We start from the raw sequence: 23,676 nt of genomic DNA, 5'->3' as shown, positions 1-23,676 counted from the left end.
GAAGGCGCTCCTGTGGAGGAGTCCCGGCCGGCCGCCGCGCCCTCGTCTCCGGCGACCGTGCGCGGTGCCACCCCGAACCACCCTGGCTCCTCCCCACCCGCTCTCTGCTCGACCTGTGCACCGATGTCCGATTCCCGCCGGTCGCGACGGGGACCCGTCGGTACTCTCGTGGCATGAGAACGACTCCCCTCCTCGTCCGCCGCACGACGAGCCCGCTCGGCAGGATCGAGGTGGGCGGCGACGGCGAGTCCGTCGTGTCGCTCGCGATCGCGAGATCCGACGAGCTCCCGCACGACCACCTCCGCGAGTCGGACGATCCCGTCCTCGACGCGGCCGTGACCCAGCTCGACGAGTACTTCACCGGAACCCGCAAGACCTTCGATCTGCCTCTGAGCCTGCGCGGCACGGTGTTCCAGCTCGAGATCTGGCGCGCGCTGCAGGGTCTGGGCTGGGGGGAGATCACTTCGTACGGGGCCCTGGGCGCCGCCACCGGGCGCCTTCGAGCGGGCCGCCCGATCGGAGGGGCCGTCGGCCGCAATCCGATCCCGATCATCATCGGCTGCCACCGCGTGCTCGCGGGCGACGGACGCATCACGGGCTACAGCGGCGGCGAAGGCGTCCCGACGAAGGCCTGGCTGCTCGATCACGAGGGGATCCCGCACCGATGACGACGCCCGACGGCGTCCTCCTCGGCGAGGACGGCCTCCTCCGCTGTACCTGGTCGGGCGAGGACCGGGAGTACCGCCGCTACCACGACGAGGAGTGGGGCTTCCCGCTCCACGGCGACCGCCCGCTCTTCGAGAAGATCTGCCTCGAGGGATTCCAGGCCGGTCTGTCCTGGATCACGATCCTCCGCAAGAGGCCGAGGTTCCGACAGGTCTTCCACGACTTCGAGCCGGACGTCGTGGCCCGGATGGACGGCGACGACGTCGAGAGGCTGATGGACGACACCGGCATCATCCGCAACCGCGCCAAGATCATCGCGACGATCGGGAACGCCCAGGCCGTCGTGGCGTTGCGGGAGCGCGACGGCGAGGGCGCACTGGATCGTCTGGTCTGGTCGGTCCGCGACGAGCGCACGGCATCGGCACCGGTCTCCGTCGATCAGATCCCCACGAGGACCGCGTCCTCGCTCGCTCTCTCCCGAGCGCTCCGGAAGGCCGGGTTCCGCTTCGTCGGCCCGACCACCATGTACGCGCTGCAGCAGTCGGCCGGCATCGTCGACGACCACGTCAGGGGCTGCTTCCGCGCGGTCGCCTGAGTCAGGCCTCGGGGACCACCAGATCCAGTTCACCGGTCGACTCGTTCAGGGAGAGCTCGAACCCTCTGCCCGCCGACCACCTCGAGAGCTCCGTGAGCGAGTCGGTCGCGACGGCGTCCTCCGCGAGGGCCCGCACGAAGAGCCCCTTGCTCTGCTTGTTGAAGTGGTTCAGGTTGCGGAGGACCCCGTCCGCGCCGCGCGAGCGCACCCGGACGAAGAACCGGCCCTCGCCGCTCGCCAGCGGGCCGAGGGCCGCGTAGGCCTCGCTCCGGAGATCGAGCACCAGACCCTCGAGCGAGGACAGTGCCGCGCCCGCCGACCCGGCCCACCACCGCCTGAGCGGCTTCCCCGGGATCCGGGAGTCGTGCGACAACCGGTAGGCGGGGATCGGATCCAGCGCGGCGACCGGGCCCCACAGCGCCGACTGGATGAGGACCGTCCGCGCCAGGAACGACCGCTCCGCTGCGTCGAGCGTCGCCGCCCCGAGCGAGTCGTAGAGGACTCCGTCGAAGCGGTCGATCGCCGGCATCGCCGGTGCGAGGGGGAGCTCTGCGTTGCGCTCGATCTCCCCGGTCTGCCGCGGGCTGAGCTTCAGAGCCCGGGCCGACGCCTCGGGATCGGCCGAGAGCTCCACCAGCGCGTCGCGCAGCTCGCGTCGGAGCGACGAGAGCTCCGGGAACGCGAGCGCCTCGAGGGCGAACACGGTGGCGCCCCCGGGGCGCTTGGTCTCGGACGGCGGCAGCAGGACGTGCACGGTTCTCCTTCGGTTGCTCGCACCACGCAGGGCGCACGACGGAGGGGCCGGGCGATCGTGATGATCGCCCGGCCCCTCCGGTGCCGCGGTGAGCGGCGGTGTCTCAGACGAGCGCCGCCTCGCGGGCGACGACGGTGACGACGTCGTTCTCGACGGACAGGAATCCGTCATCGGCCTGCGCGGTGATGCGCGTGCCGTCGACCGCGGTGACGCGGACCTCGCCCGTGGCGAGGATCGCGAGCAGCGGCTCGTGTCCGGCCAGGATTCCGATCTCGCCCTCGACGGTGCGGGCCGTGAGCTGCTTCGCCTCTCCCGACCACACCTCCGCGTTGGCGGAGACGACGCTGACCTTCAGGGTCCCGGCCATGATCAGCCGTTCTCCTTCTGGATCTGGACCCACTTCTCCTCGACGTCCGAGATCGAGCCGACGTTGAAGAACGCCTGCTCGGCCACGTGGTCGAACTCGCCCTTGGTGATCGCGTCGAACGACTCGATCGTGTCCTTCAGCGGCACGGTCGATCCCTCGACACCGGTGAACTTCTTCGCCATGTAGGTGTTCTGCGAGAGGAACTGCTGGATGCGGCGCGCACGCGACACCGTGATCTTGTCCTCTTCGGAGAGCTCGTCGACACCGAGGATCGCGATGATCTCCTGCAGCTCCTTGTTCTTCTGCAGGATCTGCTTCACGTTCGTCGCCACGCGGTAGTGGTCGGCGCCCAGGTAGCGGGGGTCGAGGATCCGCGAGGTCGACGTCAGCGGGTCGACGGCCGGGTACAGGCCCTTCGACGCGATCTCGCGCGAGAGCTCGGTGGTGGCGTCGAGGTGCGCGAACGTGGTCGCCGGCGCCGGGTCGGTGTAGTCGTCCGCGGGCACGTAGATCGCCTGCAGCGAGGTGATCGAGTGTCCACGGGTCGACGTGATGCGCTCCTGGAGCACACCCATCTCGTCGGCGAGGTTCGGCTGGTAGCCCACCGCGGAGGGCATGCGGCCCAGCAGGGTCGACACCTCCGAGCCGGCCTGCGTGAAGCGGAAGATGTTGTCGATGAAGAGCAGCACGTCCTGCTTCTGCACGTCGCGGAAGTACTCCGCCATCGTGAGCGCCGACAGGGCGACGCGGAGGCGGGTGCCCGGCGGCTCGTCCATCTGGCCGAAGACGAGGGCGGTCTTGTCGAAGACGCCCGCCTCCTCCATCTCGGCGATGAGGTCGTTACCCTCGCGGGTGCGCTCGCCGACACCGGCGAACACGGACACTCCACCGTGGTCCTGTGCGACGCGCTGGATCATCTCCTGGATGAGGACGGTCTTGCCGACGCCCGCTCCGCCGAACAGGCCGATCTTGCCGCCCTGCACGTACGGGGTGAGGAGGTCGATGACCTTGATGCCGGTCTCGAACAGCTCGGTCTTCGACTCGAGCTGGTCGAACGCCGGCGGCTTGCGGTGGATGGGCCAGCGCTCGGTGATCTCGAACGACTCGCCGTTGATCTTGCCATCGGCGTCGGCGTTGAGAACCTCTCCGATGACGTTGAAGACCTTGCCCTTGGTCACGTCGCCGACGGGGACCGAGATCGGCAGGCCGGTGTCGTGGACCTCCTGACCGCGGACGAGTCCGTCGGTCGGGTTGAGCGAGATGGCGCGGACGAGGTCGTCGCCCAGGTGCTGCGCGACCTCGAAGGTCAGCTTGCTCGAGACGCCCTCGACCTCGACGTGCGTGTAGAGCGCGTTGTAGACCTCGGGGATCGCGTCGTGGGGGAACTCGATGTCAACGACGGGGCCGGTGACGCGGGCGATGCGGCCGATGGCCCCGCCCGACGTCCCGGTCGCCGCCTCAGGTGCGGTCAGTGTCATTGCTTCTTCCTTCTTGGTCTCACCGCACCCGGGGCGCGGAGTTTCGTGTCTGGGGAGGAGAGCCGTCTACTTGGCGGACGACAGGGCGTCCGCGCCGCCGACGATCTCCGCGATCTGCTGCGTGATCTCGGTCTGGCGGGCGTTGTTGGCGAGACGCGTGTAGGTCTTGATCAGCGTGTCGGCGTTGTCGCTCGCCGACTTCATCGCCTTCTGACGCGCTGCGTGCTCCGACGCCGCCGACTGCAGCATCGCGTTGAAGATGCGGCTCTCGACGTAGACCGGGAGGAGGCGGTCGAGGACCGTCTCGGGGTCCGGCTCGAACTCGTACAGCGGGTAGAGATCGCTGTTCTGGTCCTCCGCGCCCTCGACGACCTCGAGCGGCAGCAGACGGACGACCGTCGGCTGCTGGGTCACCATGCTGACGAAGCGGTTGTACACGAGGTGGATCTCGTCCACGCCGCCCTCTTCGTCATCGAGGTTGTACGACTCGACGACCGCGTCGGCGATCTCCTTGGCCGTCTCGAACACAGGCTGGTCGGTTCCTCCGGTCCAGACGCGCACGCTGGGGCGCTTCCGGAACGAGAAGTACGCGTTCGCCTTGCGGCCGACCAGGTAGAAGACGACCTCCTTGCCCTCGCTGCGCAGCAGCGAGGCCAGCTCCTCCGCCTCCTTGAGCACGCTCGAGGAGAAGGCTCCTGCGAGTCCGCGGTCGGAGGTGAAGATCACGATCGCGGCCGTGTCGAGCTTCTCGCGCTCGGTCGTGAGCGGGTGCTCGACGTTCGAGTAGGTCGCGACGGCCGACACGGCCCGCGTGATGGCGTTCGAGTACGGAGCCGCGGCGGCGACGCGGTTCTGCGCCTTCTGGATGCGCGAGGCCGAGATCAGCTCCATGGCCCGAGTGATCTTCTTGGTCGTCTGGGCCGAACGGATCTTCGACCGGTAGACCCGAAGTTGCGCTCCCATGTGTCTCCTGTAGTCCTTGTGTGACGAATCGCCGGGGTGCCGCTGTTAGCGACGGCCCTTGACGATCTTCTCCTGGCCGACCTCGTCGGCCGAGATCGCCTGGTGCTCCTCGCGCCCGACCGAGGCGAGCGGCTTGCCCTCACCGGTCTGGAACTCGAGCTTGAAACCGTCGACGGCACGGGACAGCTCGGCGACGACGTCGTCCGAGAGCACGTTGGTGTCGCGCAGCGTGGAGAGGACCTGCGTGTTGCGGCCCAGGTAGTCGAGCAGCTCGCGCTCGAAGCGGAGCACGTCGGGGACGGGCACCTCGTCGAGCTTGCCGTTCGTGCCGGCCCAGATCGAGACGACCTGCTCCTCCACGGGGTACGGCGAGTACTGCGGCTGCTTGAGCAGCTCGGTCAGGCGCGCACCACGGGCGAGCTGACGACGAGACGCCGCGTCGAGGTCGGACGCGAACATCGCGAAGGCCTCGAGCGAGCGGTACTGGGCGAGCTCGAGCTTGAGCGTTCCCGAGACCTTCTTGATCGACTTGACCTGGGCGTCGCCGCCGACTCGCGAGACCGAGATGCCCACGTCGACCGCGGGACGCTGGTTCGCGTTGAAGAGGTCGGACTGCAGGAAGATCTGGCCGTCGGTGATCGAGATCACGTTGGTCGGGATGTACGCCGAGACGTCGTTCGCCTTGGTCTCGATGATCGGGAGGCCCGTCATCGATCCGGCGCCGAGCTCGTCGGACAGCTTCGCGCAGCGCTCCAGCAGACGGGAGTGCAGGTAGAAGACGTCACCCGGGTAGGCCTCGCGTCCCGGCGGGCGGCGCAGGAGGAGCGACACGGCGCGGTAAGCCTCGGCCTGCTTCGACAGGTCGTCGAAGATGATCAGGACGTGCTTGCCGCCGTACATCCAGTGCTGGCCGATGGCCGAGCCGGTGTAGGGGGCGAGGTACTTGAAGCCGGCGGGGTCGGAGGCCGGGGACGCGACGATCGTCGTGTACTCCATGGCTCCGGCGTCCTCGAGCGCGCCCTTCACCGAGGCGATGGTCGAGCCCTTCTGGCCGATGGCGACGTAGATGCAGCGCACCTGCTTGTTGGTGTCGCCCGACTCCCAGTTGGCCTTCTGGTTGATGATCGTGTCGATCGCGATGGCCGTCTTGCCGGTCTGGCGGTCGCCGATGATCAGCTGACGCTGGCCGCGGCCGACGGGGATCATCGCGTCGATGGCCTTGATGCCGGTCTGGAGCGGCTCGTGGACCGACTTGCGGGACATGACGCCGGGAGCCTGGAGCTCGAGGGCGCGGCGGCCCTCGGAGGCGATCTCGCCGAGTCCGTCGATCGGGTTGCCGAGCGGGTCGACCACGCGGCCGAGGTAGCCGTCGCCGACGGGGACGGAGAGGACCTCGCCGGTGCGGGTGACCTCCATGCCCTCCTCGATGCCGGAGAACTCGCCGAGGACGACGACGCCGATCTCGTTCTCGTCGAGGTTCTGGGCCAGGCCCAGGACGCCGTTCGAGAAGCGGATGAGTTCGTTGGCCATGACGCCGGGGAGTCCCTCGACGTGGGCGATGCCGTCGGCGGCGTCGATGACGTAGCCGACCTCGGTGGTGGAGGCCTTGCCCGGCTCGTACGACGAGACGAAGTCCTTCAGCGCGTCGCGGATCTCATCCGGGCTGATGGTGATATCTGCCATGGGAATTCCTATTCGTTGGGTCCGTGCGAGCCGAAGAGGTCGTCGGGGCCTGACCTGGATGGTGCGGGGAGCGGGAGTGGCGCGAGCCGCCCCCTGAGGATACGTGCGCCCGTCAGGACGCGAGCTGGAGCTTCAGGTCGGAGAGCCGTGCGGACACGGTCCCGTCGATGACCTCGTCGCCGACCTGCAGCCGCATCCCGCCCAGGAGGGAGGGGTCGACGAGCATGTTGACGGAGACCGGACGGTCGTACTGCCGCGAGAGCGCGGACCGCAGACGGTCGAGCTGGTGCGGAGCGAGCGGCGAGGCGACCGAGACCGTGGCGATGGTGAAGCCGCCCTGGTCGGCGACCACGCCGGCGGCGAAGCGGACGAGCTCGGGCACGCGGCGACCGCGCGGGTGCGCGATCAGCTGCCGGAGGATCGCCAGCGTCTCGGCCGACGCCTTGCCCTCGAGGAGTCGCTGGATGAGCGACACCTTCGAGTCGGCGGCGGCGAGCTTGCTGCCGAGTGCCAGCTCGAGTCCGGCGTCGGACGAGACGACCGCGCCGAACATCTGCAGCTCGCGCTCGATCGAGACGCCCTCGGGTGCGGAGGAGGCGATCGCACGGACCCCCACCTCCTCGATCCCGGCGACGAGGTCGCTCGGGCTCGACCAGCGGTGGCCGGCGATGACGGTGAGCAGGCGCTTGGCAGCGACGTCGAAGGGGGCGAACACGCGGGCCACGAGGGCACGCTTGCTCGCCGCCTCGACGCTCGGGTCCGAGAGGGCCGAGCGAAGCTGCGCCTGCGAGTCGATGACCCGGGCCGCTTCGAAGAGCTGCTGAGCCGCCTCGAGCGACACGTGGCCGTTGAAGGCGGAGAGCTCCGCCTTCGCGGCGGCCAGAGCCTGTCGTGACGCGCTCCCCATCAGCTGTTCGCCTTCTCCGAGGCCTCGAGGTCGGCGAGGAAGCGGTCCACGATGGCGGACGCCTTCGCGTCGTCGTTGAGGCTCTCGCCGATCACGCCGGAGGCGAGATCGATGGCGAGGGTTCCGACTTCGGAGCGCAGAGCGACGACAGCGGACTGGCGGTCCGCCTCGATCTGGGCGTGCGCGTTGTGCAGGATGCGCTCGGCCTCGGCCTGAGCCTGCTCCTTCTTCGCCGCCACGATCGCGTTGCCGTCGGCGTTCGCCTTCTCGCGGATGACTCCGGCCTCGGCACGCGCTTCCGCGAGCTGGGCCGTGTACTTCTCGAGAGCGGCTTCCGCCTGTCGCTGAGCCTCGTCGGCCTTGGCGATGTTCCCCTCGATGGCGGCGGACCGCGCGTCGAGCATCTTCTGGATGCGCGGCAGAACCAGCTTCCAGAAGAAGAACAGGAGGATGAGGAAGATCACCCCCGACCAGAAGAAGTCGTAGAACTCCGGGATCAGAATGACCTCGGGGACGTCACCTTCTTCCGCAGCGATGTTCACAGCGGTGCTGAACACGACTACGCCGCGAAGATGAAGTAGGTGGCGAGGCCGATGAGGGCGAGCACCTCGGTGAACGCGATGCCGAGGAACATCGTGGTCTGGAGGCGGCCGGCCATCTCGGGCTGGCGCGCCATGGCCTCGACGGTCTTGCCCGCGACGATGCCGACACCGATGCCGGGGCCGATCGCTGCGAGGCCGTAACCGACCGTCGCGATGTTGCCGGTGAGTTCGGCGAGAACGGTGACTGAGTCCACGAGTGGGTCCTTTCAGTGGGGTGATCGTGTGAACGGGTGGGAGCCCGTGAGTTGTGGTGTCAGTGCTCCTCGGCGACGGCCAACTGGATGTAGACCGCTGCGAGGAGAGTGAAGATGTACGCCTGGAGGACGGCGACGAGCAGCTCGAAGAGCGTGAAGGCGCCTCCGAAGGCGAAGGTCACGACACCGAAGAGCTTGAAGCCCGGGTCGACCTGCGAGCTGAAGAGGAAGAACTGCGTGGCCGAGAAGCACAGCACCAGCAGGAGGTGGCCGACGATCATGTTCATCACGAGTCGCAGGGCGAGCGAGAGCGGACGGATGATGAACGTCTGCAGGAGCTCGATCGGCGTGAGGATGAAGTAGATCAGGAACGGCGCTCCGGGCGGGAACAGGGCGTTCTTGAAGAAGCCCATCCCGCGGTCCTTGATGCCGGCGTAGATGAACGTGACGTAGGCCACGAGACCGAGGAAGAGCGGCATCCCGACGACCGACGTTCCCGCGATGTTGAGGAACGGCACGATTCCCGTGAGGTTCATCGCGATGATCGCGAAGAAGATCGTGACGAGGATCGGGAGGAAGCGACGGGCGTCCTTCTCGCCGAGGATGTCCTTGGCGATCGTGACGCGCACGAAGTCGAAGGCCATCTCGACGATGCTCTGGAAACGTCCCGGCACGATGCGCATCTTGCGCGTTCCGAGCCAGAAGAACAGCATCAGCGCGATGACCGCGATGAAGCGGACCAGCATGACGCGGTTGATCTCGAAAGGGGTTCCCTCGAAGAGGAAACCGGGCGGGAAGAACTCCGAGATCGACGGGGTGTGGAAGTCACTCTCACCGGTCGAGGCAGAGACCAACAGGGTCACAGCGTTAGCAAACAGCGCTAGCTCCTGGAATTCGGGGCGTGGCACGCGGCAGCCGGATGATCTTCATCATTCGGACACAACGCTCTCGCGACGACGAAAGGTGGGGGTCTTTCCGCTCGGACGGCGTTCGTACTCGACAACCGACATCAACGATGAGACGACCTGAGGACGGGCACACGTTCGCCTGCGGATTCGTCCCTACTGTAGCAACAGAACGGCCTGAGAGCCGAATCGTGTCGCTCTCAGAAAGCACACGGGCGGCGTTCACCTGGCGATGTCGCTCACGTTCGGCATCCGCGAGCGCGACACCACGAGGACGTCGATCGCGAGCGAGCCGAGCACCGCGACGATGATCGTCACGAACATGGCCGTGCTGTTCAGCCACGGCTGGTCGCGGAGGACCAGGGCGGCGATGACGAAGAGCACGAACTTCGCCAGCCACATGCCGAGCACGACGGCGAAGAAGCCGCCGATGTCGAGCCGGTTGGCGACCAGGATGCTCACCGCCGTGAGCGCGACCATCACTCCGCCGATGAGCGCTCCGACGAGCGCGCCGATCGCGCCCTCTCCTCCGGCGACGAGGGCGCCGACGATCGCGCCGACCACGGCGAGGGCGGCGATGAACGCGCCGCCGAGCACGAGCGTGCGGCGCAGGATCGGCACCGAGGCGGGCTGGGGGCGGGTGGTGGCCGGGATGTCTCCGGTCATGATGCTTCCTTCCGCGCCGTCGAGGGCGCTGCGGTGTCCCGGCCGAGCGGCAGGCCGACCGGAGGGTCGACCGGGTCCGCTGCGGACGCGCGGTCGAGGGGATCGAGGACGGGGGACGCCTCCGCCGACTGCGCGGCGGCTTCGAGCCGCTTGCGGCGGCTCAGAGGCGCGAGGGTGACGACCGTGCAGGCGACGAGGCCGACGCCGAGGAACGCCAGCGGGATCCAGATCACGTCGACGACGAAGATCAGGAGGCAGCCGAAGGCGATGACGGCCGTCCAGGAGTAGAAGATGAGGACCGCGTGCAGGTGCGAGTGGCCCATGTCGAGGAGCCGGTGGTGCAGGTGCTTGCGGTCCGCGCTGAAGGGCGACTTGCCGGCGCGGAGCCTGCGGAACACGGCGAGGCCGAAGTCCATCAGCGGCACGATCAGGATCGCGAACGGCAGGATGATGGGGATGAACGCCGGGAGCAGCTCCTTGGCCTTTAGCTGCGCCGGGTCGATCTGACCGGTGACCGCGACGGCGGCGGTGGCCATGAGCATGCCGACGAGCAGCGCTCCCCCGTCGCCCATGAACATGCGCGCGGGGCGCCAGTTGATCGGCAGGAAGCCGGCGCACGCCCCGACCAGCACCACCGCGATGAGCGAGGCGAGGTTGAAGTAGTCCGTCGGCGAGGTGCGCTGGACCAGGAGGTAGCTGTAGAGGAAGAAGACGCCGTTCGCGATCAGGGCGACTCCGGCCACGAGTCCGTCGAGCCCGTCGATGAAGTTGAGGGCGTTGGTGACGAGGACGATGGCCAGCACGGTGATGATCAGCGACATCCAGGGCGAGCCGACCGTGAGGCCGCCGATCGGCAGCGAGACGATCTGCACGCCCTTCCAGGCGATCAGGCCGGCGGCGATGAGCTGACCGGCGAGCTTCGTCGTCCAGTCGAGGTCCCAGATGTCGTCCGCCACGCCGATCAGCACGATCAGGAGGCTGGCGCCGAGGATCGCGAGGATCGGCTCGGGATTCGCGAAGACGAGACGGAAGTACGGCACCTGCGAGGCGATGCCGAACGAGACGACCATCCCGAGGAACATCGCGATCCCGCCCAGGCGCGGCGTGGGCCGCGTGTGGACGTCGCGAACCCTGATCTTCGGGTAGAGCTTGAACCTGAGTGCGAGCTTCCAGATGATGAACGAGAGCGCGAAGGTCACGCCCGCGCACGCGAGCGAGACCAGGACGAAGGCGATCACGGGCTACTCACCCGGGGCGGAGTCGGGGCGCGCGGTGCCGCTCGCCGCCGGCTCGTCCTGCAGGCGCGCACCGGAGGCCCAGTCGGGCCGGGCGGAGGGCGCGGGCTGCTCGGCCTCGGGCTCCATCGGCAGCGAGGCGTCGAACGACTCCCCCGTGCTCTCTGCCTCGGCGACCGCCGGAGCGGAAGTGGCCTCCGCTGACTCGTCGGGCAGCAGGTCCCCGATGACGTCGCGGATGCTCTGCGCCGACACGACGCCCTGGCGCAGGATGCGCAGTGTGCCGCCCTCGAAGCTCAGAGCGGTGGCGTCGACGATCGTGGACGACTCGCTGGCTCCGGCGGGGCGCTCGGTGTAGCCGGTGCCCGCGGCACCCGCGTCGAGGTAGACGTCGACCGCATCGCCCAGCTGCTCGAAGGCCTCCTGAGCGGTGGTGGCGGAGGGACGACCGGTCTTGTTCGCGGAGGAGACGGCGAGCGGGCCGGTCTCGGCGAGGAGCTCGAGCGTGACGGGGTTGTTCGGCATGCGCAGCGCGACGGTGCCCTTGGTCTCCCCCAGGTCCCAGACGAGAGACGGCTGGGCGTGCAGCACGATCGTGAGCCCACCGGGCCAGAACGCCTTCGCGAGCTCGCGCACGGGCTCCGGCACGTTCTCGGCGAGAGCGTCGAGCGCGGCGACATCGCCGATCAGGACGGGAGGAGGCGACTGCCTCGTCCGCCCCTTCGCGTCGAGCAGGCGCTGCACGGCGGCGGCGTCGAAGGCGTTCGCCGCGACTCCGTAGACCGTGTCGGTCGGCAGCACGACGAGCTCACCGCGTCCGATCGCCGTTCGCGCGAGCCGGGTGCCGGTGAGGAGGTCCGTGTCGACGGAGCAGTCGTAGATGCGTGCCATAACGGGTCGATGATACGGGACCATCCGCCGGGCGGCTCCGGCCACGCCAGTCCGGCTCCGACTCGAACCCCGGCCCGCCTTCTGGTGGGGCGAGCCGCCGCGACGCCCTCGACCTGACCGGCGCACGCAACGCGCCCCCGGCATCAGAGCCGAGATGTCCGATTGCGACCACCGCGCTCAGTCTCGCGATAAGAGGGACGCCGCACACTTCCCGGGTTAGTCGTCGAGTCGCGAGATAACCGAGCAACTATTCCAGGCTTTCCGGGAACAAGCATCAATGGCGCGTTCTCAAGCGCGCACGGCGGTGCCGAATGACGAGTATCGCCGACTCGTGCCACGGAATGCGCAAGCTTCGCGACTGAGGAGAGGGCGCTAATAGCGTCCCTCGGGTGAACACGCCCCCTTTGCGCTCCGAGTCGCAGTCGCCCTGCGCGGAGCGGATCGGCGACCGTCAGCGAGGCCGGATCTCGCCGTCCGCGCAGGCCGTCACGCCCGGCACCGGACGCCCGGGGTCGGACGTCTCGGGTCCGGACAGGCCGTTTCCGGCTCCCCTGCATGCGGAGCTCGCCCACTCGCTCGTCGCTGACCTCGCCGAGCGGAACGGGATGAGAGCCCTCTTCATCAAAGGTCCGGTGAGCAATTCGCACGGACTGCGAACGCCTCGCTCCTACGGCGATGTCGACGTCTTCCTCGAGCCGGCGCGCAGTGCCGACTTCATTCGCGTCCTGCAATCGAAAGGATGGGCGAGAAGACCGGCCACACTCGCTCAATCGAATTTCGTCACGCATTCGACCTCGTACATCCATCCGTCCTGGCCGTGCGACATCGATGTGCACACCACTTTCCCCGGTCTCTTCCGCGACCAGTCCACGACCTTCGATCTCCTGTGGAGCAGGCGGACCTCTCTCATCGTCGGCTCTCGCATCCTCCAGTGCGCCGATCGCGAGTCGAGCATCCTGATCAGCGCGTTGCACGCCTTGCGCTCCCCGACGGACGAAGCCCATCGAGCCGAGCTTCTCGAGCTGGTGCGGAGGATGCGCGAGGCTCCCGATAGCGGACCTCTCACCTGCTCTCTCGTCGAGCTCGCCCGGCTCTTCGGGTCCGTCGAGCCGTTGCAGCCCTTCTTCGAGATGCTCGGTCTCGACGTGCCTCGGCCCGCCACTCCGAGCCACGACTATCTCCTCTGGTCGGTGCAGACGGCACAGGCGAGCCGCTCGGCGAGCTGGCTGCTTCTCATCGCCCGGACACGACCCTTGCAGCGCCCCGGTCTGGCCTGGCGAGCGCTCTTCCCGTCGCGGCAGGATCTGCTCCTCGATCACCCCGGCACGCCCGACACGCTCCTCGGGATCACGTGGGCACGAGGGAGCAGGCTCCTCCGAGCCGTCCGTGCGCTTCCGACCGCGCTTCGTGTCTTCCTCGCCGAGCGGCGCACCGTCAACGATCCGACCCCCGGCTCGACGTCGTCGTTCGAGGTGCCCGATGCAGCGCGGGACTCGGATCGCCGGTCGGGACCGTCGCGAGCCCTCGTGGCTCGTCTCCCCTCGGCCTCCGGTGTGCCGACCCGCACGAGCGGGTCGAGCCCTCTCAGCGCACCCCCCGACGTGTTCAGGCGCTCGGAGTCCTCCGCGTGGTCCATCGGCGAGCAGAGCGCCCTCGTCGTCGATCTGGCGTCCTCGCGTGATCCGGTGCCGGTGCTCCTGCGCGACTCCGCCTTCTCACTCTGGCTCCTCCTCGACGAGCCGCGGACTCTTGCGTCGCTCGGTCGAGCGATGTCCGAGATCTTCCGGGTCGAGGAGGACCGTGCGATCCACGACATCGACCGTTTCCTCCGCGACCTGACGGAGAGGGGCCTCGTCCGATGAGCGCCCACCGATCCTCGCTCGATCAAGGACAGCGGCCTGGTGCGATCCGGCCGACGATCACCTGCATCATCCCCACCCATCGTCGGGACGAGTCGCTGCTCCCGGCGATCGTCTCTGTTCTCGAGCAGACCCTGGCACCTCAGAAGGTCGTCGTCGTCGACGACACCGGCTCGCAGACCACGGCCGAGCTGGTGGATTCCCTGCGTCACCGTGGGATCGAGCTCGTCTACTGCGATGCGTCGGAGGAGCCCGTCAAGGGGGCGGCCGCTTCCCGCAATCGCGGAGCGCGAGAGGCCGACACCGACCTGCTCGCATTCCTCGACGACGACGACTACTGGAGGCCGGACTTCCTCCGCGCAGCGACGGCGGAGAGAGTGCGCTCGGGAGCCGAACTCGTCGTGACATGGGGAGCCCTGGAGAGAGCAGGGACGCGCAGGGAGGACAACTGGCGCGCCGAGCCCGGGCGCTCGGCGAACGACGTCCTCGCCGACAATCCCGGTGTCACGGGCAGCAACATGCTGATCGACCGGGACGCCTTCGAAGCCATAGCCGGATTCGACCGGGACATGTGGGTCTACAACGACCTCGACTTCCTCGTCCGCTTCCTCGACGCAGGTCTCCGGTACTCGGTCGTGCGCTCGAGTCTGGTCGTGCAGTCGATCGTCGGCGCCGAGCACCTCTCCTCCCGCGGAGAGCGCCGGGCCCAGGGGATCGAGCACTACATCTCCACGTACTCGGGTCGTCTGACTCCCCGCCAGCGTCGCAAGCTCCGCCGCAACGTGCATCTGGCGCGCATGTTCCCCGGCCAGACGCGGCCGCTCCTCCTCGCGCACTTCCTCGGTGTGGCGATCACCTCGACGGCCGACGACTGGTGGGCGGCGATACGTCGTCGGGCCACGCGAGTCCCGTCGTACAACTGAGAACGGAGTGCTCGTGGTCCTCGCTCGCTCAGAGAGCAGCCTCCCGATGGCGTGGAGGCATCCCGCCCGTGTCGCCGCCGCCATCGCTGACGAATCCGAGAGGTCAGGTCTGGCCGTGACCTGGCTCAATCACTGGTCGGTCCTGCATGCGGATTGGGACGCTCTGAGCCGGGCGTCGATCGTCGCCGTCGATGGGACGCTGCTGCAAGCCCTCCTCCGGGCGCACGGGATCCACGTCGGCCGATCGTCCGCCGACCTCACGATCCCGCGGTACCTCGAGCTGAAGCCGGAGTCGCGCCTCGCACTGATCGGCGGCGTCGCGGGAGTGGCTGAGAGGGCGGCACTGCGTCTGCCCGGGACCGTCTTCACCGCCGACGGCTTCGACCAGTTGCAGGCGCTGAGGAGAGACCCGTCGCGGCTCATCGCCGCCCGCGCCACCGTCGTGGTCCTCGGGTTGGGTGCGGGCCTGCAGGACCGGGTCGCGGTCGAGCTCCGCGAGGCGCTCCCGGACGCCGTCGTCTTCACAGCCGGCGGCTGGCTGGATCAGATGGCGGTCCGCGAGCAGTACTTCCCCGCGGTGATCCACTCACTCCGCCTGGGGTGGCTGTGGAGGGTCGCTCAGGAGCCCCGACGTCTCGGCCGCCGCTACACGGTGGACGCCCTCGCGGCAGCCGCGGGGTTCCGGCGGATCGCATCCCTCCTGCGCGAGCACCTTCGGCCCATCGGGGATGTCGGCTTCGCCGGCCTGGAGTCAGCGGGGGTCCTCGTTCCGACCGATCGAGGGTCGGTCTCGTGGGGGGAGACGCGTCTTCGCCCTCCGGCGCAGATCCGTCGCGAGCGTTCGAGCCCGATCGTTCCGCTCGAGAACAGGAGATCACCATGAAGTCCCCCACATCCCCCACGCGTCCCGCCGTGCTGCAGCTCGTCACCCAGCTCGAGCCGGCAGGCGCTCAGACCATGGCTGGATGGATGAACGGCGTCCTCGCCGAGGAGTTCGACGTCCGCACCGTCTTCTTCTACGACAAGTCCGGGAGCGACCTGTTCCCCGCGCCTGACCTCCTGGCCACGGAACGGCCGCGGACCTTGCAGCAGGCAGTCGCCTTCGTCCGCGCTCTGCGAGGCCTCGGGCGGGCCGAGAGCGCGGTCATCGTGGCGCACACGCACTACGCCATCGCGGGAGCCGTCCTGGTCCGGGGGCTGCGCCGGACCCCGATCATCGCGGTCCATCACTGGCCGGTCGAGCGCTATCCGTTCCCGGCCCGGCTCCTCGTCCTGCTCGCTCGGCGGGGTCGATGGTTCTCCGAGGAGGTCTTCGTCAGCGATTCGATCAAGGACGTCCGACAGGGTCTGGTCATCGAGAATCCGGTCCCGGCACCAGGTCGACGAGAGGGGGCATCGGAGATCCCCGTCGACATCCTCATCGTCGCGAGGCATGCGCACGAGAAGGCGATCGATACGGCGATCCGATCCCTGAGCGTCCTCCCCGGACGCACCCTCACGCTGGTCGGAGGCGGGCCTCTGACCGCCGCACTCCAGGAGCTGGCCGCCGCCGAGGGGGTCGAGGATCGCGTCCGGTTCGTCGGCCGGCTCGCCAATCCCGAGGTCCGGGGTCTCATGCGCGGAGCCTCGGTCCTCCTCCTGCCCTCCCGCTGGGAAGCCATGCCCGTCGCCCTGCTGGAAGCCGTCGCCGAGGATTCCGCGATCGTCGTGAGCGACATCCCCGCCCACAGGTTCCTCACCGCACGTGGTGCCGCTCTGAGCTTCCCCGTCGATGACCGCGCGGCACTCGCCGATCGACTCGTGCAGGTGCTGGAGCCCCGCATCCGCGAGCACCTCCAGCACGGCCGCGATCGCGTTCGCGACGAGCTCGGAGAGAGCCGGATCGCGGCTCACTGGGCGTCCGTCGTCGCCGAGGCAGCGGGTCGGCGTCATCGACCGCGCGTGCTCGTCTGGCGCTCCGAGCTCCTCGCCGGCTCGGAGACCTTCATCCGGAACCAGATCGATGCCTTCTCCCGCTGGGAGCCGCGCGCGCTCGGTCTGCTCCCGACCGATTCCCCTCTCCGACGCGAAGACTCGGACGTCACGATCTTCCCCAGGACGCTCGTCGGGCGACTGCGACGCAAGCTCTTCGAGACGACGCGCCGATCCCGGAGCGTCGACCGCGCCGTGCGGCAGATCGCTCCCGACCTCCTCCACGCCCATTTCCTGTGGGACGCGGCGATCATTGCGCCGACCGCTCGCCGACTGGGCATCCCCCTGGTCATCACCGCTCACGGCTTCGACGTGACCATCGAGCAGTCGCCGGGTCGCGCGGGGCGGCGCCAGAGGGCACGTGAAGCCGACGCTCTGAGGTACGCCTCCCGAGTCGTCGCGGTTTCGCACTTCATCGCGGAGCGTGCCTCAGCGCGCGGTGCGGACGCCGCGTCCGTGCTGGTGCAGCCGATCGGCATCCCCCTGCGGGGCCATCGGATCGACGAGTCGGCTCCTCCGCTCGACGTGAGCACACGGAGGGTCGTCTTCATCGGACGGCTGGTGGAGAAGAAAGGCGCGAGCGACCTGCTGGATGCTCTCGCCCTCCTCCCCGACCGCGTCGGTGCCTTCGACACGGTCGTCATCGGCAGCGGGCCGCTCGAGGACGCCCTTCGCGTGCGCGCCGAGCGACTCCGCGTGTCCGTCCGGTTCACCGGAGCGCTCAGCCCGCAGGAGATCGAGGAGGAACTGCAGCACGCAACCGTCTTCGCCGCGCCGTCTCGGACAGCTGCGAACGGAGACTCCGAAGGATTCGGCATGGTGTTCCTCGAAGCAGCACTCGCCTCAGTCCCGGTCGTGTCCTACCGGCACGGCGGGGTGCCGGAAGCGGTCGTCGACGGAGTGACGGGCCTTCTCGCGGAGGAAGGCGATGTCGAGGGTCTCGCCGCGCACCTCGAGACCCTCCTGATGGACCCCGTTCTCGCCGCGCGACTCGGTGCGGCCGGTCGGCGTCGCACGATCGAGCAGTTCGATGTCCTGGCCCTCACCCGAGGACTCGAGGGCGTTCTCGACGACGTACTGGATGAGCGCCGCTGAGAGAGACCACCGGTGTCCGCGCCGCGAACGCCCCTACTCGTGAGCCGGACTCCCCCGGGTGCATCTCGTCCGCAGCAGATCTGCGAGCGACCTGCGGGAGTCCGGCCGACCCTGGGCCGTCCGCGACTCGGTCCCGCCCCCGGCGAGCGTCGGGCCGGCGCCCGATCGCAGGACCGCGCTGCGGCGGTCCGCGACGAGGAGCTCCGGATCGCAGTCGCAGCACCGGCCTCTGCCGTCGGCCTCGCTCCGCTCCGTCAGGAGAACACTCGACGTGCGGTCGCGGAAGCCGGCCCGCTCACCGGGTCACCACGGCATCCATGACGCCTTCGACGTCACGACCCCGCAGGCGCAGCAGCAGAAGTCTCGAACGGTGGCGCACCGCTCGAGCCTCGGCCGCGTCGAGGACCACCCTCAGGAAGAACGCGCGCTTCACCGTTCGGCGGGCCGTCTCGACGTCGATGTTCGTCTCCGCCAGGAGACGGAGGTACTCGGCTTCACGTCGGTAGGTTCCTCCGTGCCGGAAATCCCCGCAGAAGTGGACGATCGCCGGGCTCACCCACCGGGAGCCCTTCCGGAACTGCGACTGCTTCGATGTGAGGTCCACGAGCATGCGGCCGCGGAGTCCGACCGGCGTGTTCATCATCGTCCCGTCGTCCAATTCGACCACGGCTCCCTCGACAGCCATGGCGATGCTGAAGAGCGGCTCGTCCCCTCGACGCTGCTCCTCGCGGAACGCCCGGAGTCCGAGGTTCTCGTAGTCGTGCCACAGCGACTGCGCGTAGGCGAAGACGGCCCTGCTGGTCTCGTCATCCCGCCAGTAGATGAGACCGGAGTTGAACTGCGGGAGCGGACCGTCGATCGCGAAGTGGTCTCGGAGTTCGGCGATGTCGGCTCCGTACCACTCGCCGTCCTCCTTCTCGATGCCGACCATGGTGAACGAATGCCGTCCGAAGCGCTCCCAGAGGAACTCGGGACTGCGGACGACCAGGCAGTCCGAATCGATGAAGACGGTCTCGTCGTACGGGCTGTACTCGTTGATCCGGAGCTTGGTGAGCAGGCCGAGAGCAGCCGCGTCCTCGACACGGATGACCTGGTCGAACTGGTCGAAGGCCTCCGGAGGACGGTCGGTGACGAGGGCGATGGGAGATGTCGCTCCGCTCAGCTTGAGGCTTCTCGCCAGAGCGACGGCGTTGTCGATGTACTCCTGGGGGCCGAAGGCCACTGTGATGAATCCGCGTGTCATGTGCATCTCTTCTCTGTGATCGGGTGATCGGTCGAGGTGGTTCGTCGGCTCGTTCAGCCGGCCCTCGGGCCGGTCGCCGGAGGACTGCTCATCCCCCGGGGCTCACCGGGCCGGATCGGCCCTCCGGGCCCGCGCCGACCAAGGAGCGGGTCCGTTCGGCGATCGATTCCCAGGCCAACGTCCGGTTCACGTGCTCTCGCGATCGGCGGCAGATGTCGTCGTACTCGGAGCTCCGCAGCAGCGCAGCCACGGAGCGGGCGAACTCCTCGATACCGCGATCTCCCGGGACCAGGACTCCCACGTCGCCCACGACCTCGGGAATGCCGCCCCGCGCGTAGGCGACGACCGGGGTGCCGACCGACATCGCCTCCGCGAGGACCATGCCGAAGGGCTCCTCCCAGGAGCACGGGTAGACGAAGACCGAATGACTCGCGAGAGCCGCGAGCAGGTCGGCATGGTCCTGCCGTCCGTGCAGACGGACCACCTCCTGGCCGGTCCGTCTGTTCAGTTCCGCCGCCCGTCGCAGGACGAGGTCGTAGTAGTCGGTGGACGAGTCGTTCGTGCCGTTCCCCGGCCCTCCGTAGATGTCGAGGGTGACCGCCGACTCTCGTCGGAGATGCTCGACCACCTGGATGGCCTCGAGCACCCCTTTCTCCTCGACGACTCTCCCGGCGAAGACGAGACCCTGCTTCGGGCCGTGCACTGCGGTCGAGGACGTCTCGATGCCGTTGTAGATCGTCTGCGCTTCCGTCAGACCGAATTCGTCGATCGCACGATCGCGGAGATAGTCGCTGCAGAAGAGCCACGCGTCGACGGCCTCGAGCACCTCTGCTCGTCGGCGCGGAGGAAGGTAGTCGTGCAGGTCGTTGTGCATGTGGACGACGATGCGGCCCTCGAATCCACGGCGTCGGAGTGCTGCCGCGTAGAGCGGCCTGTTGTGGATGTGGGCCACAGCCGCTCGATCCACCCACGGTGCAGCGGCTCGCAGATAGATCCCGCCGCCGAGGAGGAGACGATCATGGACGGAGCGCGGGCTCTTCCGTGTGATCGGCTGCACCCACTCGGCCGCGCGCAGGATCATGCGGCGCAGCCTCTCGAAGCTCCGCAGATCGGCGGTCGCCAGTTCCTCCGCGTAAGCGGACCGAGCCGCCGGCGCCACGATGACGTAGTCGTCGAGGTGCGCGTACACTCTCGCCACCCAGGTGGCGACCGCGCCACCCGTGCCGTCCAGCCGTTCGACGACGGGGAGGATCACGACCGTCCCTGATCGCGCTCGAGGGCGACGGTTCGGAAGCTGCTGGAGGACCAGGTTCCGGATCTCGACGATGACCGGAGTTCGTGCCAGGCCGAGAGTCACCAGGAGGACCGCGACCGAGACCGCCCCCTTGATGGCGAGCAGGGCGACGGCCGGCCAGACGTTCGGAAGCAGGGCTTGCAGAACAACGAGAACGACGAGCATCGGCGTCGCGAGAACAGCGGGCAGGACGGTCGACCATGTGTAGCGGACGAACGTCACACCGAGGACGACCCTGACGACGCGGTAGGCGATGAAGTAGCCGATGACCTGCGCAGCGAGCAGCCCGTAGGCCGCCCCCGTGACGCCCATCGTCGCCGCTCCCAGCAGGATGAGTGGAATCGTGACGCTGGTCTTCAGGACGTTGATCCGCAGTCCGAGCCTCAGGTTGTCGGTGGCCATCACGAGGAAGCCGACCGGGTTCCCCACCGAGCGCAGGATCCCCACGAAGCAGAGGATCGACACCACCGGGGGAAGCCAGGACCAGTTGGGCCCGAAGGCCACAGCGACGAACTCGCGTGAGACGACGCTCACCGCGAGCAGCGGAGGGATGCTGAGGAGACCGGTGAGGGTGAGCGTCTTCAGGAACGTGCGCGCCATGCCCTCTGTGTCGTCCTGCATCCGCGAGAAGACCGGGAACATGACCCGCGTGATGATCGGGTTGATCCTGGTCGGAGTCGTGACCACCGAGCTGAAGGCGAGGTTGTAGCCGCCCATCGCCGCCACGCTCACGAAGCGGCCGGCCGCGATGGTGCTCAGGTTGGCGTTGGCGAAGTTGAGCACGGAGTCGAGGCTCTGGAGCAGTCCGAACGACAGGAACCGCCGTGTCTCGGACAGGCGGAAGCGGGCGCGGAAGAACACGGAACGTCGAGCTGCGACCCGGTACCAGACGTTCTTGACGGTCGCCGCGAGAAGAAGGCCGATGACTGCGGAGAGGGCTCCGAGTCCGAGTGATGCCAAGACGGCGACGGCCGTGAAGCCCGCCACCGCCGCGGCGACTTCTGCCGCTGCGATCGCCCGGAACCTCAACCGCTTCTCCAGCATCGCGAGACTCGTCTGGCCGAAGGCGGAGAGGAGGAAGACGACGGAGCCGAGCTGAACGAGCCCGACCGCCTCCGGTTCGCCGTAGAAGGCGGCGAGAGGGTAGGCGGCGACGAAGACGACGGCCGCGACGACCAGGGCCCACGCGAGGTTCAGCCAGAAGACCGAGGACACTTCGAACGAGGTGACGACCCGGCGCTGGATGAGCGCCTGGGTCAGGCCCATGCCGAGGAAGATGTCGGCGAAGCCGACCAGGACGGTCACGATCGCGACCAGGCCGACGTCGTGGGGGCCGAGGAGACGCGCGAGCAGCAGGTACTGCGCGAACTGCAGACCGAAGGTGACTGCGACCGACGCCGTCGTCCATCGGGCGGCTCCGACGACGGTCCCTCTCATCCCCATGGCGATGCCCCTCCCTCGGGAGTCCGCCATCCCCGGGACCGGGCCGCCCGAGGACGTTCGGGCGGCGTCTGCGGAACCGGAGTCGTCCGACGGGCGGGTCGCACGCCCTCTCTTCGCGCCCGCGCGGGTTCGGCGGCGACCTCCGGTGACCGGAGGATGAGCGGAACCAGGACCGCCATCCAGGTGACCCAGGACGGTCCATCGAAGTCGTCCAGACGGAAGGAGACTTCGGCCCAGCCGATCGAGGTGATGGTGATCAGCCCGACCGCGGGGACGATCGACTCCGGAACCAGCGCCATCGCGCGGCTCCACGCCGCGACGAAGAGCACGATGATCGCACCGAGGAGGATCAGTCCTCCCATCGTGATCGCCGAGATGAAGACGTTGTGCCCGTGCCAGGAGGCGTAGCCGAGAAGCCCCGCCAGGACCGACCCCGGCGCGTACGCACCGGTGCCGAAGCCGAAGACGGGGCTCAGCGGCCAGCGCTCGATCGAGCGGATCCAGATGTCTCCCCTGCTGGTGAAGGCTTCGGGATCGGTGGTCAGGAGAGGCAGGAGGACCTGGACTCCGAGGGTCACGGCGAAGAAGCCGACGAGAACGAGTCGGCGCGACGCGACCGTTCGGAACGCCACGGTCGTCAGTGCCGCGGTCACGACGAAGAGGACGGCGATGATCGACGTCCTCGACGCGCTCAGGACCAGCGCCGCGACGGTCGCCGCGACCAGCACGAAGCGGATGCGGCGGCGCTCGATCAAGAACACGAAGGGAAGCCCGGCCGCCATGGACAGGCCGAGGACGTTCATCTGAGCGAACGGCCCCGCGAGGAGCCGGTCTCCGATCAGCGCTTTGCTGGACTGCTCGAGGAAGACGGTCTGCAGCATGAACGCTTTGTCCGAGACGAGTCCGAACCCGAGCGAGAAGAGCGCCACGAAGCCCGTCACCCAACCGAGCACCTGCAGCTCCCGCAAGGCAGGCCCGATGGCGACGAGACTCGCCGCGATGAGCGGCGGAACCCACCACTTGTTCGTCGTCCCCACGCTGCCGGTCGCGAGCCAGGTCGACGCGAGAAGAGCCGCTGTCACCAGGGGAAGCGCGAGGACCGCCCCGATCCTGATCCGACCGCGCTGCGCGTGACGGACGACGATCCACGCGAAGGTCAGAAGAAGCACCGGGATTCTGACGACGTCGAGCAGGAAGGTGCCAAGTCGCGTCTCGACGACCGCCCCGCTCGAGTTCTGGAGGTTCGCGAGGCGACCGCCGAGGAGCAGGTCTGCGAAGACGAAGCCGTCGACGAAGAACAGGAGCGCGAGAACCAGCAGCGTCAGGTCGGTCATCCGCCGGCGAGCGTCCGCCCGTTCGACCGCCGCTTCTTCGGCTACCCGGCGCGGACGGCTGCTCTTCCGACGCGACGGAAGGGTTCGGGGGTGGGACACGTCGTCTCGCTCTCGGAGGGGCGGCCTCCGCGGGGAGGAGGAGTTCGGCAGTGGGCGGACCGCGCCGTGCCTCTGCGTCGGAGAAGAGGACGGAGGGGATCGCGACCGGCCCGCCGCACCGTGCTCCCCTGCAGCAGCGAGCACCGTCCCACTGTGAGCCACCGCCGCGAGCGAGGCTCGTGGTGGCGCGTTCCGTCAGCGCTCGGACACAGTCCGGGTATCGCGGTTCTCCGCTTCGAAGCGTCCACGGGTCGAGCGAACCGACGTCTCTCGTGTCCTGGAGAGTGCTCTCAAGCCGATCGTCGACGAGGTGACCGTTCCTCACCCGACCGGGCCCTCACAGGGGGTCACGCTCCGCCGAAGTGGGGCTCGAAGCACCCTCCTGGGCAACTTTCCGGAAACCTGCCCGGGGTACCTTGGATGGGTGATTCAGCTCCCTCCCCTCGACCCGGCGCGCTCCTCGCTCCGCCGACGCGGCAGTTCGCCTCGCCCGTTCCCGTCGTCGCTCC

At 68.5% G+C, this 23,676-nt stretch carries 21 protein-coding genes; 6 read left to right on the top strand and 15 right to left on the bottom strand.

What is annotated here, in order from left to right; all coding sequences use genetic code 11:
- The first annotated feature begins 173 nt into the window (after positions 1–173).
- Entirely contained in the window at positions 174–668 is a 495-nt protein-coding gene (locus NB037_RS01620; protein WP_251943006.1) for a methylated-DNA--[protein]-cysteine S-methyltransferase, read from the top strand.
- Positions 665–1,261 carry a DNA-3-methyladenine glycosylase I gene (locus tag NB037_RS01615; RefSeq protein ID WP_251943004.1) on the top strand — a complete coding sequence of 199 codons (597 nt, stop codon included), beginning with the start codon at positions 665–667 and terminating at the stop codon, positions 1,259–1,261. The genes NB037_RS01620 and NB037_RS01615 overlap by 4 nt, the downstream gene beginning before the upstream one ends.
- A gap of 1 nt (position 1,262) precedes the next feature.
- Here the strand turns inward: NB037_RS01615 and NB037_RS01610 are convergent, their stop codons facing one another.
- The 12 genes from NB037_RS01610 to NB037_RS01555 all read right to left on the bottom strand — a co-directional run bounded on the left by NB037_RS01610 (position 1,263) and on the right by NB037_RS01555 (position 11,906).
- On the bottom strand, positions 1,263–2,015 hold the full coding sequence (locus tag NB037_RS01610; protein ID WP_251943001.1) for a YaaA family protein: 753 nt from the start codon (positions 2,013–2,015) through the stop codon (positions 1,263–1,265).
- Positions 2,016–2,118: 103 nt separating this feature from the next.
- Positions 2,119–2,382, bottom strand: coding sequence for a F0F1 ATP synthase subunit epsilon (locus NB037_RS01605; RefSeq protein WP_056866841.1), 264 nt, complete (start codon positions 2,380–2,382; stop codon positions 2,119–2,121).
- 2 nt (positions 2,383–2,384) lie between these two features.
- The gene (atpD, locus tag NB037_RS01600; RefSeq protein ID WP_055794692.1) at positions 2,385–3,860 is read right to left on the bottom strand and encodes a F0F1 ATP synthase subunit beta; all 1,476 of its coding nucleotides are present in this window, start codon (positions 3,858–3,860) and stop codon (positions 2,385–2,387) included.
- A 66-nt stretch (positions 3,861–3,926) separates the two neighbouring features.
- The gene (locus tag NB037_RS01595) at positions 3,927–4,823 is read right to left on the bottom strand and encodes a F0F1 ATP synthase subunit gamma (RefSeq protein ID WP_077223375.1); all 897 of its coding nucleotides are present in this window, start codon (positions 4,821–4,823) and stop codon (positions 3,927–3,929) included.
- Between the two features lie 45 nt (positions 4,824–4,868).
- Positions 4,869–6,506 carry a F0F1 ATP synthase subunit alpha gene (gene atpA, locus NB037_RS01590; protein ID WP_207402957.1) on the bottom strand — a complete coding sequence of 546 codons (1,638 nt, stop codon included), beginning with the start codon at positions 6,504–6,506 and terminating at the stop codon, positions 4,869–4,871.
- 112 nt (positions 6,507–6,618) lie between these two features.
- On the bottom strand, positions 6,619–7,413 hold the full coding sequence (locus tag NB037_RS01585; protein WP_251942999.1) for a F0F1 ATP synthase subunit delta: 795 nt from the start codon (positions 7,411–7,413) through the stop codon (positions 6,619–6,621).
- Entirely contained in the window at positions 7,413–7,970 is a 558-nt protein-coding gene (locus NB037_RS01580) for a F0F1 ATP synthase subunit B (RefSeq protein ID WP_251942998.1), read from the bottom strand. The genes NB037_RS01585 and NB037_RS01580 overlap by 1 nt, the downstream gene beginning before the upstream one ends.
- A 2-nt stretch (positions 7,971–7,972) precedes the next feature.
- Positions 7,973–8,209 (bottom strand): ATP synthase F0 subunit C, encoded by a 237-nt coding sequence (locus NB037_RS01575; RefSeq protein WP_055794702.1) that lies wholly within the window; start codon positions 8,207–8,209, stop codon positions 7,973–7,975.
- Positions 8,210–8,268: 59 nt separating this feature from the next.
- Complete coding sequence (gene atpB / locus NB037_RS01570; RefSeq protein ID WP_251942995.1) at positions 8,269–9,072, bottom strand: F0F1 ATP synthase subunit A; 804 nt, start codon at positions 9,070–9,072, stop codon at positions 8,269–8,271.
- Positions 9,073–9,336: 264 nt separating this feature from the next.
- A complete protein-coding gene (locus NB037_RS01565) occupies positions 9,337–9,780 on the bottom strand; it encodes a Cg1360 family ATP-synthase-associated protein (RefSeq protein WP_251942993.1) in 444 nt (147 codons plus the stop codon).
- The gene (locus tag NB037_RS01560) at positions 9,777–11,018 is read right to left on the bottom strand and encodes an MraY family glycosyltransferase (RefSeq protein WP_207402961.1); all 1,242 of its coding nucleotides are present in this window, start codon (positions 11,016–11,018) and stop codon (positions 9,777–9,779) included. Before NB037_RS01560 ends, NB037_RS01565 begins: the two co-directional genes overlap by 4 nt.
- Positions 11,019–11,021: 3 nt before the next feature.
- Positions 11,022–11,906, bottom strand: coding sequence for an L-threonylcarbamoyladenylate synthase (locus NB037_RS01555; protein WP_251942992.1), 885 nt, complete (start codon positions 11,904–11,906; stop codon positions 11,022–11,024).
- 1,601 nt (positions 11,907–13,507) lie between these two features.
- Between NB037_RS01555 and NB037_RS19765 the strand changes: the two genes are divergently transcribed.
- The 4 genes from NB037_RS19765 to NB037_RS01535 are packed head-to-tail and all read left to right on the top strand — an operon-like array spanning position 13,508 to position 17,754.
- On the top strand, positions 13,508–13,768 hold the full coding sequence (locus NB037_RS19765; RefSeq protein WP_251942990.1) for a PqqD family protein: 261 nt from the start codon (positions 13,508–13,510) through the stop codon (positions 13,766–13,768).
- Positions 13,765–14,688 carry a glycosyltransferase family 2 protein gene (locus NB037_RS01545; protein ID WP_251942988.1) on the top strand — a complete coding sequence of 308 codons (924 nt, stop codon included), beginning with the start codon at positions 13,765–13,767 and terminating at the stop codon, positions 14,686–14,688. The genes NB037_RS19765 and NB037_RS01545 overlap by 4 nt, the downstream gene beginning before the upstream one ends.
- 46 nt (positions 14,689–14,734) lie before the next feature.
- Positions 14,735–15,571: a WecB/TagA/CpsF family glycosyltransferase gene (locus NB037_RS01540; RefSeq protein ID WP_279308466.1), complete on the top strand. Its 837-nt coding sequence runs from the start codon at positions 14,735–14,737 to the stop codon at positions 15,569–15,571.
- Entirely contained in the window at positions 15,568–17,754 is a 2,187-nt protein-coding gene (locus NB037_RS01535; protein ID WP_251942977.1) for a glycosyltransferase family 4 protein, read from the top strand. The genes NB037_RS01540 and NB037_RS01535 overlap by 4 nt, the downstream gene beginning before the upstream one ends.
- A gap of 295 nt (positions 17,755–18,049) precedes the next feature.
- Here NB037_RS01535 and NB037_RS01530 read toward each other — a convergent pair whose 3' ends face one another.
- The 3 genes from NB037_RS01530 to NB037_RS01520 form a co-directional block, all read right to left on the bottom strand.
- Positions 18,050–18,997, bottom strand: a complete 948-nt coding sequence (locus tag NB037_RS01530) for a glycosyltransferase family protein (protein WP_251942975.1) — start codon at positions 18,995–18,997, stop codon at positions 18,050–18,052.
- 88 nt (positions 18,998–19,085) lie between these two features.
- Positions 19,086–21,734: an MOP flippase family protein gene (locus NB037_RS01525; protein ID WP_251942973.1), complete on the bottom strand. Its 2,649-nt coding sequence runs from the start codon at positions 21,732–21,734 to the stop codon at positions 19,086–19,088.
- A complete protein-coding gene (locus NB037_RS01520; RefSeq protein WP_251942971.1) occupies positions 21,725–23,068 on the bottom strand; it encodes an O-antigen ligase family protein in 1,344 nt (447 codons plus the stop codon). Before NB037_RS01520 ends, NB037_RS01525 begins: the two co-directional genes overlap by 10 nt.
- Between the last annotated feature and the right edge of the window lie 608 nt (positions 23,069–23,676).

The organism is Rathayibacter rubneri (assembly GCF_023743255.1).
Lineage (GTDB): Bacteria > Actinomycetota > Actinomycetes > Actinomycetales > Microbacteriaceae > Rathayibacter > Rathayibacter rubneri.
The sequence above is the reverse complement of the archived record's forward strand: the minus strand, read 5'-3'. Positions and strand labels throughout refer to the sequence as shown.